The organism is Mesorhizobium sp. P2_F8, from assembly GCF_056403655.1.
Window position 1 is genome coordinate 435644 of the sequence record NZ_JBFUFB010000005.1, and the last position, 14444, is coordinate 450087.

Consider the following 14444-nt stretch of genomic DNA (forward strand, 5'->3'; position numbering starts at 1 on the left):
GTCGGGCACCGCCCGGTGCATCGGCGTGCTTGCTGATTGGCGTGCATCACGCCATGAAGGCACCGCCATTGACGTGGACGGTCTGGCCGGTGATGTAGCGAGCCGCCGGTCCGCAGAGATAGCGCACGAGCAGTGCAACTTCCTCGGATGTTCCACGCCGCCCGACAGGCGGCAGTTTCCCGGCATGATGAGAGGGTTCTCCGCCGGCACGTTGAGTGTCGATCATGCCGGGTGAAACGCAATTGACCGTGATGCCTTCACCGGCAAGTTCATGGGCGAGCGCCCGGGTGAATCCGGCCAGGCCCGCCTTGGCCGCGATGACATGGGCGCGACCGCTGGCGCCGGTATGAGCCGACAGACCGCCGATGTTGATCACCACGCCTTGTCCTGATTTCTTGAGATGCGGGAGCGCCGCATGGGCGGTCAGGAATGCACCATCGAGGATGATCGAAAGCACCTCGCGCCATTCGGTGAAACTCAGATCCTCGAACGCGGTTTCGCGTCGCACGGCGGCGCTGTTGACGAGAATGTCTATGCCGCCGAACTGCCGGACAGCCGCGCCGACCAGCGCGTCGACGGCATTCGGGTCGACGACGTCGGCCAGGACGGCCGTAGCCCTGCCTCCGAAGGCGGTGATCTCGTTGACGACAGCTTCGGCTTCGGCACGAGATGTGCGTGCGTTCACGACCACCGCGGCTCCGGCTCGAGCCAGTTCCAGCGCCATCACGCGCCCGATGTTGCGTCCTGCACCGGTCACGATGGCGACGCGCCCCTCAAGTTCCCGCGCGCCGTTCATGCGATGTCCGTGGTTTTGGCAGCACCGCCGATCGAATGCTCCGTGTCGGCTGCCGCTGGCAGGGTCATGCGGCTCTTGCCGCTCAGCACATGCGCAAACGCTGCATCCATGGCTGCCGTGGCGTCGCCCGCTCCCAGCGCTGCCACGATGCGGCGATGCTCGATATTGGATACGGTCAGACCGCCGCCTTGGAGCAGCGCGCGCTCGCGAAACAGGTGCAGTTCCTTGACGAGCTCGGAATAGGCTTTGTGCAGCCGGCTGTTCCCGGCAAAGCGCAGGATGGAATCGTGGAATTCCAGATTGAGCGGATAGTAGTTGTCGAGCGAATTCGCGAGAACCGCTTCTTCCATGCGATCAAGTAAACTCTGGAGTTCCGAAATCTGCTCCGGCGTCACCTTGGTCGCCAGCAACCGCGCCGCCGATGCAAACAGGCCTGCTCGTACGTCATAGAGTTCGGCGGCCTGTTCCTCGCCAATCCTGCGCATGAACACGCCTCGATTGGGCACGAGCTCGAGCAAGCCTTTTTCGGCGAGCGCGCGGCAGACTTCGCGGATCGGACCGCGGCTCACCGAGAAGCGGATTGCCAGCGAATTCTCGTTCAATCGCTCACCAGGGGCAAATTCTCCCGACAGGATGAGGGTTTCCAACTCACGTCGAAGGACGCTCGTCAGGGAGTGGTTCTGGAGAAATTCAAGCTCGGCCCTCATGGGGTAGTGATCGACTATTTACTGCAAACTGTCAACAGAATACAGTGCCGCAGACGCAGCGATCGAGCACATCCCTGGTTTGAAAGCAGGAAAAATCGGAGGTTTCATGGATCAAATGGATGTCCCGCTGGCGCCTGACACGTCGCCCCCGCCAAGCCTCCTTGAGCTCTTCCTGGCGTTCACCAAGCTGGGCATCACAAGCATTGGCGGTGGTGTGAACGGCATGATGCACACGGAATTCGTGGTGAATCGGCGCTGGTTCAGCGACAAACAGTTTCTGTCAGGGCTGGCGCTCAGCCAGTCCCTTCCTGGTGTCAATGTTGCAAACCTGGCGCTCTGGCTCGGGTTTCAATGTCGAGGTGTCGTCGGAGCCGTGGTGGCGCTGGCGGCGGTGGTGCTGCCCCCCGCGGTCGCAATAGTTCTGATAGGAAATATCGTGCTGAGGCTGAGCGCCGATCCCGCGATCGGCGCTATGCTCGTGGGTCTCGCGGTTGCGGCAGCCGGCTTGTCACTGTCAGTCGGCTACCTTGCCATGCGCTATGCCTGTGTCGATGCGGTTTCAATTGCCCTCTTCACGTGCACGCTGATCGGCGCGACGGTCTTTCATTTCTCGGCTCTCGTCGTTGTGGCGGTGCTTGCACCCATCGGCATCGGCGTCGGCTTTGCAAGAAGTCGCCATGAAAGACGATAATCTGCTTGTCAGCCTGTTTCTGGTGTTCGCGCCTCTGTCCTTGATGGCCATCGGCGGGGGGGCCTCCATTCTGGGCGAACTGCAGCACAGCGTTGTCGACAACCACCATTGGTTGACCAACAAGACCTTCCTCGACATGTTTGCCATCTCCCGCGTTGCGCCCGGACCGGGAACCCTGATCGTCACGCTGATGGGTTGGCATCTTGCCGGATGGGCGGGCGCGATCGTCGCGACGATTGCGATTTTTGCGCCGTCGTCGCTGCTGGTGATCGTGATCGCGCATTTCTGGCACAGCCGCCCCAATGCGGCATGGCAAGGGGCTTTGATTTATGGCCTGGCCCCGCTCGCCGCCGGGCTGGTGCTGTCAAGCGTGTTCACTCTCTTGAGCAACGCAAAAGGCGGATGGATCGCCTGGTGCGTGGCAATCGTGGTCGCCGTTGCCGCGCGGACAATTCGTTTGGGTCCACTGACGCTGATGGCCGCTGGATCGTTGGTCTTTTGCGGGCTGTTGTGGGCCGCCGGATAGCGCGCCGCAAAGCCATTTCGATTCAACGCAGATGGCAGCGCTTTGCAATTCGTGCAGATAGTCGTCAGTTAATTGTTGACAATTGACAAAATTAGACCGACCTTTAGTAGCAGGCACAAGCGCATCGCGTTTGTGAGGAAATGTTTCGGGAGGACCGATGGCCTTTGTGGAACTCGATAAGCTGACCAAGCGCTACGGCAAGCTGACGGTGGTCAACGCGGTCGATCTCGCTATCGAGAAGGGAAAACTCGTGTGCCTGCTCGGACCTTCGGGCTGCGGCAAGACCACGACCCTGCGCCTGGTTGCCGGCTTCGTTCAGCCGTCGGACGGTCAGATCCGCGTCGGCGGCCGGGTTGTTTCGTCGCCCCACGCCAGCGAACCGCCGGAAGCGCGCAACATGTCGATGATCTTCCAGAGTTATGCGCTCTGGCCGCATATGACGGTGTTTGAGAACATCGCCTACGGCTTGCGGCTTCGTCGCATGGGCAAGGCCGATATTCAGGCAAAGACAGGCCGCATCCTCCAGGCGACCAAGCTCGAAAGTCTGGCCGAGCGCTATCCGGGCGAGTTGTCAGGCGGTCAGCAGCAGCGTGTTTCCCTGGCGAGAGCCCTTGTCATCGAGCCGGAGACGCTGCTGCTCGACGAGCCGCTTTCCAACCTCGATGCCAATCTTCGCGAGGAGATGCGGTTTGAGATCCGCCGCCTCCACGACGAGTTCCGCTACACGACCGTCTATGTCACGCACGATCAGACGGAGGCCATGACCGCTGCCGATGTCATCGTGGTGATGAACCAGGGCAACGTCGAGCAGGCCGGCTCTCCCGAAGACATTTACGAGCGTCCGCGTTCGGAGTTCGTTGCACAGTTCATCGGCGGCACCAACATCTTCAAGGGCAAGCGGGTCGGAACGGACACCGTCGATTGCGGCAACGGTCTGCTGCTGCGCTGTGGCAGCGGCGACTATGCCGCCAACGGCCAGACCGCCGTATCCGTGCGGCATCACGATCTGCATCTCACCAACGAGAAACCGAAGGGCGATCCGAGCAACTGGGCCACCGGCAAGGTCGTGCGCCAAGTCTATCTCGGGTCGCATCGCGATTATCTTGTCAATTTATCAGGTGGCGAAACCGTGCGGGCGATCGCGCCTGTCGATGTCGCGGTCCCGGAAAACCAGCAAATTTGGCTTCATTGCCCACCTGATCGTTGCCGGGCGCTCGCACACTAGGGAGAGAGAGAATGTCCAATAAGAAAGTCGCAGCAGGCGCGTTTTTAGCAGCCTTGGCATGGGGTCAATTGGCCTGGGCCGGTCCGCCCGAACCCTACAAAGTTACGGACGATCTGGTTGCCGCGGCAACCAAGGAAGCGTCGGTGGTCTACTACACCTCAACCGATGTCCAGGTCGCCGAGAAACTGGGCGCCGCATTCGAGGCGCACTATCCAGGCATCAAGGTTCAGGTGGAAAGGGCCGGTTCGGAGCGCGTCTTTCAGCGCATAGGACAAGAATATTCGAGCGGCATCCACAACGCCGACATTATCGAAACCTCCGACGCATCCCATTTCCTGACGTTCAAGGAGCAGAACTGGCTGACGCCGGCCGTTCCGGAGGATGTCGCCAAGATGTGGCCGGAAAAGGATCGTGATCCAGATGGCTTCTATGCGGCTTTCCGCGCCACGCTGACGGTAATCGCCTACAGGACAGACCTGGTCAAGGAAGGTGACGCGCCGAAGACCTGGACCGACCTGCTCGATCCCAAATACAAAGGCAAGCTGGTGAAGTCGCATCCAGGCTACAGCGGCAACGTGATGACCGCCACCTACGCACTCAGCCAGCTTCTCGGATGGGACTATTTCGAGAAATTGGGCAAGCAGGGTGTCATGCAGGTTCAGTCCTCGACGGAGCCGCCGAAGGTCCTCGCCCAGGGCGAACGCCCGATCCAGGCCGACGGCAACGAATACAACGTCTTCATCCTCCAGGACAAAGGCGTGCCGATCAAGGCGGTCTATCCGGCGGAGGGAACCTCGATCGCTTACGGCAACGCCGCGATCCTGGCTTATGCTCCTCATCCGAACGCAGCCAAGCTGTTCTATTCCTTCATGTTCTCGCAGGAAGCGCAGCAGTTGAACGACGATTTCGGCGGTTTGCGTTCGGTTCGCCCGGACGTGAAGGAGAAATCCAACCGCACGCCGCTCTCCCAGATCAAGCTTCTCGACTCCGATCCGTCGAACGTTCGGGATGCCGTTGAAGAGATCAAGCAGAAGTACGAAGAGTATTTCGGCACGTAAGCAAAGGCTCGGCACCGGCCACGGATCGGTGCCAGAATGAGGATCTTGCGATGTCGTCACCGGCGGCATCGCCACATCCCTGGGCAGATCGGCGGTTGACCCGCCGACGTCGGATCAAACTCAGAGGTGACCAGGTGACCATCGCTGCATTGTCCCCCGATACCGCCAACAGGCGACACCTCGGCAGGTTCGATTTGTCGACGCCGCTCTTCGTGCTGCTTGCAGTGGTTCTGTGTGTGCTGGTCCTGCTGCCTTTGTTCTGGCTGGGATACTACGCCCTCACCAACAAGGCCGGTTCACCGACCCTGGCAAACCTGGCCCGTCTCTTTACCGATGCCACAATTCGCCGGGCCTTCCTCATATCGCTGGGCATGGCTGGTTGCGTCGGCGTGTTCTCTTGCCTGGTGGCCACACCACTCGCCTGGCTCGTCGCGCGCACCGACATGCCGGGGCAGCGCCTGGTCCGCAGCCTGGTGACGGCATCCTTCGTGACGCCGCCATTCCTGGGTGCCATTGCCTGGGCGATGCTGGCCGCGCCCAACAGCGGCATCCTCAACAACATCTACCGCTGGGCATTTGGCCTCGATCAATCGCAGGCGCTGTTCAACATCTACACCTTCACCGGACTGGTGTTCGCGGTCACCTGCTACTCGTTCCCCTTCGTCTTCACGCTTGTTGCCAACGCCTTCGACAAGGTGCCATCGGATCTTGAGGAAGCGTCGGCGATCCTCGGCGGCAAGCCAGGCACCACATTGCGGCGGGTGACCCTGCCGATGGTGCTGCCGGCGATGCTCGCCGGGTCTCTGGTCGCCATCGTCCAGGCCTTCACCATGTTCGGTTCGCCGGCGATCCTGGCGCTGCCTGCCGGGTTCCACGTTCTCACCACCAAGATCTGGAGCTTCTTCCAGTTTCCTCCACGGCTTGATCTCGCGGCAGCGAGCGCCGTGCCTTTGCTTGTGGTCACAATGCTCTTGCTGTGGGGGCAGAGATGGCTGCTTGGGCGCCGAGGCTACACCGTGCTCGGCGGCAAGAGCGGCACACCCCGGCGTGTGAAGCTGGGCAACTGGAAATGGCTGGCGGGCGCATACGTTCTGTTCATCCTGTGCGTGACGATCCTGTTCCCCTACCTGGCCTTGCTCAAGGTAGCGCTGACCCACAACATTTCCGAACCGCTCAGCTGGAGTTCCTTGACGCTCCATAACTTCAATTTCGTGCTTTTCGAATTCTCCAGCACGCGGCTCGCCATCTGGAACACCCTGATCCTCGGCCTGGCTACGGCAACGATCGCGACCGGCATAGCCCTTGTCGTGTCCTATCTGGTTGCGCGCCGCGCGGTGCCGGGCGCCTCGCTGCTCGGCATGCTGGCGACCGCGCCGATTGCGATTCCAGGCATTGTGCTGGGCGTTGGCCTTTTCCTGGCCTACGCCAATCCGACTTTCGGCCTCTACGGCACGCTGTGGATCCTGCTGATCGCATTCCTGACGATTGAGCTTCCGGCAGGCTACCAGCAACTGTCATCGGCCTTCCATGGCGTGCATCCGGAACTGGAGGAAGCCAGCCGGATTCTCGGCGCCACCCGCCTGAAGACCCTTTGGCAGATCACCGCGCCATTGTTGCGTACCAGCCTGATTGCGGCGTGGTGTTTCGTCTTCATCGGCACCATCCGGGAACTGTCGGCGACGGTCCTGCTGACGACGGCGCAGACCAAGCTGGTCTCGGTCATCATCTACGACCTCAACGAAAGCGGCGACTACGGCGCGATTTCGGTGCTTGGTATTCTGCTGCTGGTGGTCTCGTTCACCGTCGTCTTCATAGCCAACAAGGTTCCGGTTCTCGGCGGCGCGGCGCCCAGGAGTGGCAGTTGATAGGATACAGCTTGGTTCCACAGCAATTATCGGCGTTTCGCTTGACAAGAGGAAGTATCGTCTCAGTCATGGGCCCGATTGGACGCGTCGGCATCAATTCGATGAGGGAGACCAAACCATGGATGATGCGCAGGCTACGCGTTGGCGCCCATCGGGGCCTGACCACGCAGGCGGTATCTTCCGTGACGCATTGAATGGAATTCAGGCCCATGGCTAACGAAACCGAGAACATGCAGGGATTTTCGCCAATCGACTTTTTGCGCACGCGCTCGCTTGCCAATGTCGTGCAGCACGAAATCGAGCGAATGATTGTCGAGGGGGAATTCACACCCAACGAGAGGATCAACGAAAACGCCCTGGCCCAGCAACTCAAGGTCAGCCGGGGACCGATCCGCGAGGCGTGCAGCGCGCTGGCCGCTCTTGGGCTGATCCAGGTGATTCCCAATCGCGGGTTTTTCGTGCGCGAACTCAGYGAAGACGAAGCCCGTGATGTCTCGGAGGCCCGTGCCTACATCTTCGCCTGCATGACCATGAGCGTTGCCGAGAGGATCACCGACCCCGAGGTCGCCAGGCTGCGCGCGCTCGTCGACCGCATGGACGCGCTGGCCAAGACCGGTGAGGTGAGCCAGTACTACCCGGTCAATCTGGAATTCCATTCCGAACTGGCCAGGATGTGTGGCAACGCACGCCTGGCGCAGATCTATCTCGGCCTCGCTCGCGAGCTTCATATCCAGCGCTATCGAGCATTGGCGAGTGGCGACGTGCTCGACATATCCAACCGCGAGCACAGGGCAATAGTTGAGGCTGTTGCCGCCCGCGACCCGCAACGGGCTTTCACGGCCGGGCGGGAGCATATCGTCAATGGCACCTCGCGAACGCGCAGGGCCAACGTCGCTTTGCGCCACGGCTCCGACTGACGCTCACCCATTCCCGTAGTCGAGGTCCGAGGACAGATACCGCGGCAGCATTTGCATGCCTGCGGTAGCAGCTGTCCGACGAACTGAAAACTTGGTTGCCCTGTCGACAAAAAATTGTTGACAGTTTACCAAAACTGCCTTCCTACTCTTCTGCATCAGGCGGCCATGACATGGAGTCGAGCTTGAACTCGATGCCTGGTTGGCCCGCTACAATTTCGATGGAGAGGACTATCAATGCACGACACCGCACCTGCAGGTCTCACGAATTATGTGGCGGAATTCGTCGCGTCGGCCGCTCCGGAAGATCTGCCGGACGACGTCGCGGCCCTTGGCAAGAAGTCGATACTGGACGGCATTGGGCTGGCTCTTTCAGGCTCGGTCGCGCAAAGCGGCGACCTCGTCCGCCGCCATCTCGATGAGCTTGGACTGATGCCGGGCGCCGCGACCGTAATCGGAGCGGGCCGCAAGGTTGCACCGCGCTTTGCGGCATTCGCGAATGGTGTCGGCATCCATGCAGATGATTATGACGACACCCAATTGGCCGTCGCCACGGATCGCGTCTACGGCTTGCTGACACATCCCACGGCGCCTGCATTGCCCGCGGCTCTGGCTATTGGCGAACAGGTGGGCGCCTCGGGCAAGCAGGTGATGCTGGCGTATCATCTCGGCGTCGAGGTCGAGTGCAAGATCGCCGAAGCCATCGCGCCCCGCCACTATCAGACGGGATTTCACGCCACGGCCACTTGCGGAACGTTTGCCGCGGCCGCGGCTGCGGCGTGGCTTTTGCGTTTCGACGCCAAAACCACGGCTCGTGCGCTTTCGATCGCAGGCAGCCAGTCGGCTGGTTTGCGTGAGAATTTCGGCACGATGACCAAGCCGTTCCATGCCGGGCGTGCATCGGAAAGCGGTGTCGCCGCCGCACAGTTCGCCGCCCATGGATGGACTGCCACCGACAAGATACTGGAGGCCCCGCGCGGGTTCTTCCAGGCGGCCGGCGGCGGTTACGATGAGAACGCAATTCGCGGACGCCTTGGCGCTCCCTGGACGTTCGCCAACCCAGGCATCTCGATCAAGCCGCATCCCTCGGGGTCGTTGACCCATCCCGGCATGACTGAGATGGCGCGCCTCATCCGTGAGAATGACATCAAGGCCGGGGATGTGAAGCACGTGCGCATCGGCACCAATTCCAACATGCCGAACGCCCTGATCCATCACCATCCGCATGATGAGTTGCAGGCCAAGTTCTCCATGGAATTCTGCATGGCCATCCTGCTGCTCGACGGCAAGGCCGGGCTTGGCGAGTTTACGGATGCAGCAACCCAACGCGACGACGTCAAGGCCATGATCGACAAGGTGGATTTCGTCATCGACGAAAAGGCCGAGAAGGCAGGCTATCACAAGATGACGACGATCATCGACGTCACGCTCAATGATGGCCGCGTCATCCATGGCGAAGCCGATTTCGGCAAAGGCAGCCCCGCCAATCCGATGAGTTATGAAGAGGTTGCCGACAAGTTCCGGGACAACGCGGCTCATGCCCGCCTTGCCCGTTCGGCGGCTGACGAGGTCGTCGCGCTGGTGCGCGACCTCGAAGAACAGCCCTCGCTCGAGCGGTTGATGGCCCTGGTCGCCAAGGCCGGCTGACGGTCTTCGTGGCGCTGCGCCGCAGCCGGCATTCAGAAAGGTTGGTTCGATGGCCCATCTCACGATCGGCATCCTCAATGGCGATGATATCGGACACGAAATCGTGCCTGCTGCCGTGCGCATCGCCCGGGCCGCCGCGGCGCGAACGGGTCTCGACATCGACTGGCGACCGATGCCGATTGGCCGCTCGGCGCTCGACACACACGGCTCGACGATGCCCGAAGGCACGCTCGAGACGCTTTCGACACTCGATGGCTTCATACTCGGTCCGATCGGACATCGCGCCTATCCAAAGGTGATTGGCGCGATCAACCCGCATCCCATCTTGCGCAAGCACTTCGGCCTTTTCGCCAACGTCCGTCCGACGCGCTCGTTTCCCGGACTTGGCGCGCTGTTCGACGATGTCGATCTCGTCATCGTTCGGGAAAACAATGAGGGCTTCCAGCCGGATCGCAATGTGGTTGCCGGTTCGGGAGAATTTCGTCCAACGCACGATACGACCATTTCGGTCCGCGTCATCACCCGTGCTGGCAGCTATCGCGTGGCCAAGGCCGCACTCGAACTTGCCAGAACCCGGCGCAGGAAGCTGACGATCGTTCACAAGGACACCGTGTTCAAGCTCGGCTGCGGTATGTTCGTGGAGGAGTGCTACCGGGCCGCCGAGCAGTTCCCTGACGTCGCTGTCGACGAGGTGATCGTCGACACCTTTGCCATGCGGTTGCTTCGCGATCCCCAGACATTCGATGTCGTCGTCACCACAAACATGTTCGGCGACATACTGAGCGACGAGGCAGCAGGCCTCGTCGGCGGGCTCGGCATGGCGCCCGGCCTGTGTATCGGCGAAGGCAACATAGCCATGGCGCAGGCGGCGCACGGGTCTGCTCCCGATATTGCCGGAAAGGGCATCGTCAATCCCTATGCGATGGTCGAATCCACCCGCATGCTGCTGGAGTGGCTTGGCCACAACCGCGAGATTGCAGAGGCGCTCGCCGCGGCGTCGATCATCGCGCAAGCCACCATTGCCGCGCTCTCGCGGCCCGAAACGCGCACGGGCGACATACGCGGAACCACCAACACCGAAGGAATGACCAGCGCCATCGTCGCTGCCATCGAGAAGGAATCTGAAAATGTCCTTGCATAAGATCGCTGTCATCGGCGGCGATGGTATCGGCCCGGAGGTGGTTGAGGCCGGCGTCAAGGTGCTGGAAACGCTAGCCGACGTCGAGCCAGGCCTTGCCTTCGATTTCAAGCGCTTTGACTGGGGCTCGGACTATTATCGCCGCAACGGCCGCATGATGCCGCAAGATGGTCTGGCTCAGATCGAGGGCTTCGATGCCATCTATTTCGGTTCGGTCGGCGATCCGAACCTTCCCGACGACATCACGCTCTGGGGTCTGCGCCTGGCGATCTGCCAGGGGTTCGACCAATACGCCAATGTGCGGCCGACGCGTCTGCTGCCCGGTCTGACCGGTCCGCTGCGCCCCGAACTCGGCAAGCAGATAGACTGGGTTATCGTCCGCGAAAACAGCGAGGGCGAATATGCCGGCGTCGGCGGTCGCGCACATCGCGGCCTGCCGATCGAGGTCGGCATGGATGTCGCCGTCTTTACCCGCACCGGCATCGAACGGATCGCCCGCTTTGCCTGCGACCTTGCCATGTCGCGCCCCCGCAAGCTGCTGACAGTGGTGACAAAGTCGAATGCACAGCGCCATGGCATGGTGCTCTGGGACGAAGTCGTGCGCGAAGTGGTTCGCGACCACCCTGGTCTGACTGTCGACTGGATGCTGGTCGACGCGATGACGCAGCGCATGGTCAACAAGCCTGGCAGCATCGACACGGTTCTGGCGACCAACCTCCATGCGGACATCCTTTCCGACCTGGCTGCGGCACTTGGCGGGTCGCTCGGCATCGGCTCGACATCGAACATCGATCCGGCGCGCAATCGTCCGTCCATGTTCGAACCCATCCATGGTTCGGCCTTCGACATTACCGGGAAGGGTGTTGCCAATCCGCTTGGATCGTTCTGGACGGCGAGCTTGATGCTGGACCATCTGGGTGAGCAGGCTGCATCGCGACGTCTCATGGTTGCGATCGAAACCGTTACCGGTAGAGGAGAATATCTTAGCCCGGATCTTGGTGGCGCAGCCAACACCGCCGAAGTAACGGCCGCTGTGATTGCCGCGCTTTCGGGCGTGAACAGTCCAGGATCCTGAGGCTTACCCGCACAGATGTGTTGTGGGCGCGGCGACTGTCCCGTCAACCACCGAGGCCGTCGCGGATCGCGCTGAAATAGCGGTCGGTTCCGACCTGTCCGCCCTTAAGCGCAACCTCCAGTCCGTCGATCACCGCAAAGCGCGAATGGGCGACGCATAGCGGGGAGCCTGGCGAGGCAGGCAGGGGCATCCGCACCGTCAGCGCGTCGATGCCCATCTGGCCGAGCGCATGGCTCGAGGTATCGCCGCCGGCGATGACCACGCGCCGCAGTTTCTGTTCGATCGTCAGCGCGCGAAGCAGTTCGCCCAGACCGCGGCCGAGCTTGTGGCGGGCGCCTTCCTGCCGGTCGATTTCGCCGCCCCTGTCGGCGGCGGGGCCAAGCGCGGTGTAGAGGATGACGCTGCGCCCGGCTTGCAAGCTGGCGCGGCCGCTTGCCGCCGCACGCGCGATCACCTGCTCGGAAGCCTCCGAAACCAGTTCGACAGGATCGACCTCGATGCCGTCGAAACCGTCGCTCAGGGCATACCGGATCTGTCGTTCGGTGGTCGGCGAGCAACTGCCCGATACGACGGCGATCCGGTCGGCAGCACCCGGCGGTGTGAAGCCTGGTCCAGTGCTGACGATGTCATTCGAAGCCCATTCGGCCAGCAACGCGTATTCGATGCCGGACGAGCCAACGACAAAGGAGCCGCCTGGCTTGCGGATGCGCCAGATCTCTTTGCCGGCCAGTGCCTGGGTCCCGTGGCTATCGACGTCGACAAGCACGATAGCCGCGCCATTCGCCACGAGGCGATCGAATGCCTGCGACCGTGACGCAGATTGCAGGGTCGCCAGATCCAGTAATCCCGAGGCAAGCCCGGTCTGCCGCGACAGGTGGATCAGCAGGTCGGATTCATCCATTGGCGTCGTTGGGTGGCGGCTCATCACCGGATGGCGGTCGACGCGGAAATATTGGTCTCGATAGGCGGCGAACAGATGTCCAAAGGCGGTGTAGCGCTTGAGCTGCGGCGCGCCGACCAGCAGCGGCACGCTGTCCTGACTGAACACCGAGCGGCCGATCTCGATCGCCCGGCCGATGCTGCCGGTCGTCGGGCTGGAATCGAAGGTCGAGCAGACCTTGTAGTGACAGATCGCGGCGTTCAGCGTCTTCAGCCAGGTGAAAGCGTCCTTGAGATGCGTGTCCATCCAGTGCGGCGTCTCGCTGCGGCTGGTGCCGGCCAATCCGATGGCCTGGCAATGTGAGAAACGCGAAAGTTGGGCCTTGTCGGGCTGGCGCATGAACAGCACCGTCTGCACGCCGCCGAGCTCGAGCGCTTCCATGACGTCGGTCGAGCCGGTGAGATCGTCGCCATAGTAGCTGAGCAGCAGGTTCTGCATGGCGTCAGGCCGCCCTGCCATCGCCGAATTTTTCGATCGACCGTGCCAATTCGGGATGAGTCAGGGCGAAGTCTGCCAGCGGAATGCCGTCTACCGCCGCTTGCCAGGCTTGCTGCACTGCGCGGACGCCGGCGCCCGGCCCGTCCGGATGGCTGACGATGCCGCCGCCGCAGAGATAGAGCAGATCGACCGTGCGGCCGGTTCGCTGGTAGGTCTCCGGCGCCTGCCCACCCCATTGGCCCGAGCCCGCCACGGGCAGAGCGCAATCATCGGGCGAGAAGATCGGCGTGGTCACCGCCTTGAAGGATTCGACGAAGGATGCATCCGGCTCCCAGTATTTCGAGGCGATGCCGTTGATCTGGAACTGGTCGACGCCGAGCAGCCGCCAGAATTGCTGCCAGACCTTGAAGTCCATCCCGAGGCCGGGGTGGCGGGTGAGGATGTCCCAGCCATTGCGGTGGGCGTGCAGCACCAGGCTGGAGCGTTTTCTCAGGAACGCCATGCCGCCGAAGCCGATCGAATTGATGTTGACCACCGCGCAATTGCCGCCGGCCATCGCCACCAGATCGTGGTTGCGCATCATCTCGTCCGGGTCGGCATGCGAAATGCCGAAGGCATACATCACCTTCTTGCCGGACTTCTGCTCGTGGTCGAGGATCAGCGGCATGATCGCCTTCACCCGCTCGGCCAGTGGCGAATAGGCCGGGCTCATCAGCTTCTCGTCGTCCTTGATGAAATCGACGTCAGCTTCGATCAGCTCGCCCACCATCGCCGCCGTCTCGTGCGGCCGCAGCCCCAGCGCCGGCTTGACGATGGTGCCGATGATCGGGCGCTCCTCGACACCAGTCAACCGGCGGCTGCCGGCGACGCCGAACTGCGGGCCTGGGTGCGCGCCGCGGAATTGCTCCGGCAGCTTCATGTCGACGATGCGAATGCCGGACAGCCCATTGATCGAATAGGTACCGCCGATGGCGATGGTCATCAGCGCCGCAAGGTCTGTGCCGATCGCGTCGAGCGGAAATGCGATGTCGACATCGGCGCGCTTGAACGGCCCATCGCCGGCTTCCGGAATGGAGGGCTGCATGGCGTCGGGCAGATGCCGGATCGCCAGGACGCGCGCAGCCACCCTGGCCTTCAGCTCCTCGGTCTCGCCGGGCAGCGCAACGAAGGTGCCGGTCGATTGGTCGCTGGCGATCTTTGCCGCCAGCACCTCGATGCTGTCTGATGTTTCGATGCGATAGGTGAGGGTGATCATGGTCCGCCGTCTCAAGCCCGGGCGTTCGAAAAAGGTTCACCGATGCTCGAAATCTGGTATAATGAGTACATAAGTATTGCAAGAGATATCCGAGTGGAAGTTTGGTCGGGTCGACCCGACCGCAATTTCCGGGAATTGTGGCGGCAGTGTTAGATAGGCCGGATCAAGG

At 61.9% G+C, this 14444-nt stretch carries 13 protein-coding genes; 9 read left to right on the forward strand and 4 right to left on the reverse strand.

Going from position 1 to position 14444, the window contains the following annotated elements:
- Positions 1–46: 46 nt before the first annotated feature.
- Positions 47–796: a 3-oxoacyl-ACP reductase FabG gene (fabG, locus tag AC1DZP_RS15370; protein ID WP_477303495.1), complete on the reverse strand. Its 750-nt coding sequence runs from the start codon at positions 794–796 to the stop codon at positions 47–49.
- The gene (locus AC1DZP_RS15375) at positions 793–1503 is read right to left on the reverse strand and encodes an FCD domain-containing protein (RefSeq protein ID WP_457154483.1); all 711 of its coding nucleotides are present in this window, start codon (positions 1501–1503) and stop codon (positions 793–795) included. Before AC1DZP_RS15375 ends, fabG begins: the two co-directional genes overlap by 4 nt.
- A gap of 106 nt (positions 1504–1609) precedes the next feature.
- Between AC1DZP_RS15375 and AC1DZP_RS15380 the strand changes: the two genes are divergently transcribed.
- From AC1DZP_RS15380 to AC1DZP_RS15420, 9 genes are all read left to right on the forward strand, one after another.
- Positions 1610–2194: a chromate transporter gene (locus AC1DZP_RS15380; protein WP_477288426.1), complete on the forward strand. Its 585-nt coding sequence runs from the start codon at positions 1610–1612 to the stop codon at positions 2192–2194.
- Positions 2181–2720 carry a chromate transporter gene (locus tag AC1DZP_RS15385; protein ID WP_477303498.1) on the forward strand — a complete coding sequence of 180 codons (540 nt, stop codon included), beginning with the start codon at positions 2181–2183 and terminating at the stop codon, positions 2718–2720. The genes AC1DZP_RS15380 and AC1DZP_RS15385 overlap by 14 nt, the downstream gene beginning before the upstream one ends.
- Before the next feature lie 157 nt (positions 2721–2877).
- The gene (locus AC1DZP_RS15390) at positions 2878–3945 is read left to right on the forward strand and encodes an ABC transporter ATP-binding protein (RefSeq protein ID WP_095080504.1); all 1068 of its coding nucleotides are present in this window, start codon (positions 2878–2880) and stop codon (positions 3943–3945) included.
- An 11-nt stretch (positions 3946–3956) separates the two neighbouring features.
- Positions 3957–5003 carry an ABC transporter substrate-binding protein gene (locus AC1DZP_RS15395; protein ID WP_095080506.1) on the forward strand — a complete coding sequence of 349 codons (1047 nt, stop codon included), beginning with the start codon at positions 3957–3959 and terminating at the stop codon, positions 5001–5003.
- Positions 5004–5137: 134 nt separating this feature from the next.
- On the forward strand, positions 5138–6868 hold the full coding sequence (locus AC1DZP_RS15400) for an ABC transporter permease (RefSeq protein ID WP_245330953.1): 1731 nt from the start codon (positions 5138–5140) through the stop codon (positions 6866–6868).
- 209 nt (positions 6869–7077) lie between these two features.
- Complete coding sequence (locus AC1DZP_RS15405) at positions 7078–7785, forward strand: FCD domain-containing protein (RefSeq protein ID WP_477303500.1); 708 nt, start codon at positions 7078–7080, stop codon at positions 7783–7785.
- A 234-nt stretch (positions 7786–8019) separates the two neighbouring features.
- Positions 8020–9429: an MmgE/PrpD family protein gene (locus AC1DZP_RS15410; RefSeq protein WP_477303502.1), complete on the forward strand. Its 1410-nt coding sequence runs from the start codon at positions 8020–8022 to the stop codon at positions 9427–9429.
- Positions 9430–9478: 49 nt separating this feature from the next.
- On the forward strand, positions 9479–10570 hold the full coding sequence (locus tag AC1DZP_RS15415) for an isocitrate/isopropylmalate dehydrogenase family protein (protein WP_477225728.1): 1092 nt from the start codon (positions 9479–9481) through the stop codon (positions 10568–10570).
- The gene (locus tag AC1DZP_RS15420; protein ID WP_477225729.1) at positions 10557–11642 is read left to right on the forward strand and encodes a tartrate dehydrogenase; all 1086 of its coding nucleotides are present in this window, start codon (positions 10557–10559) and stop codon (positions 11640–11642) included. Before AC1DZP_RS15415 ends, AC1DZP_RS15420 begins: the two co-directional genes overlap by 14 nt.
- Before the next feature lie 43 nt (positions 11643–11685).
- Here the strand turns inward: AC1DZP_RS15420 and AC1DZP_RS15425 are convergent, their stop codons facing one another.
- Together AC1DZP_RS15425 and oiaX are read right to left on the reverse strand one after the other, a co-directional pair.
- A complete protein-coding gene (locus tag AC1DZP_RS15425; protein ID WP_477226406.1) occupies positions 11686–13020 on the reverse strand; it encodes a four-carbon acid sugar kinase family protein in 1335 nt (444 codons plus the stop codon).
- 4 nt (positions 13021–13024) lie between these two features.
- Entirely contained in the window at positions 13025–14275 is a 1251-nt protein-coding gene (gene oiaX, locus AC1DZP_RS15430; protein WP_477303504.1) for a 3-oxo-isoapionate-4-phosphate decarboxylase OiaX, read from the reverse strand.
- Positions 14276–14444 lie beyond the last annotated feature (169 nt).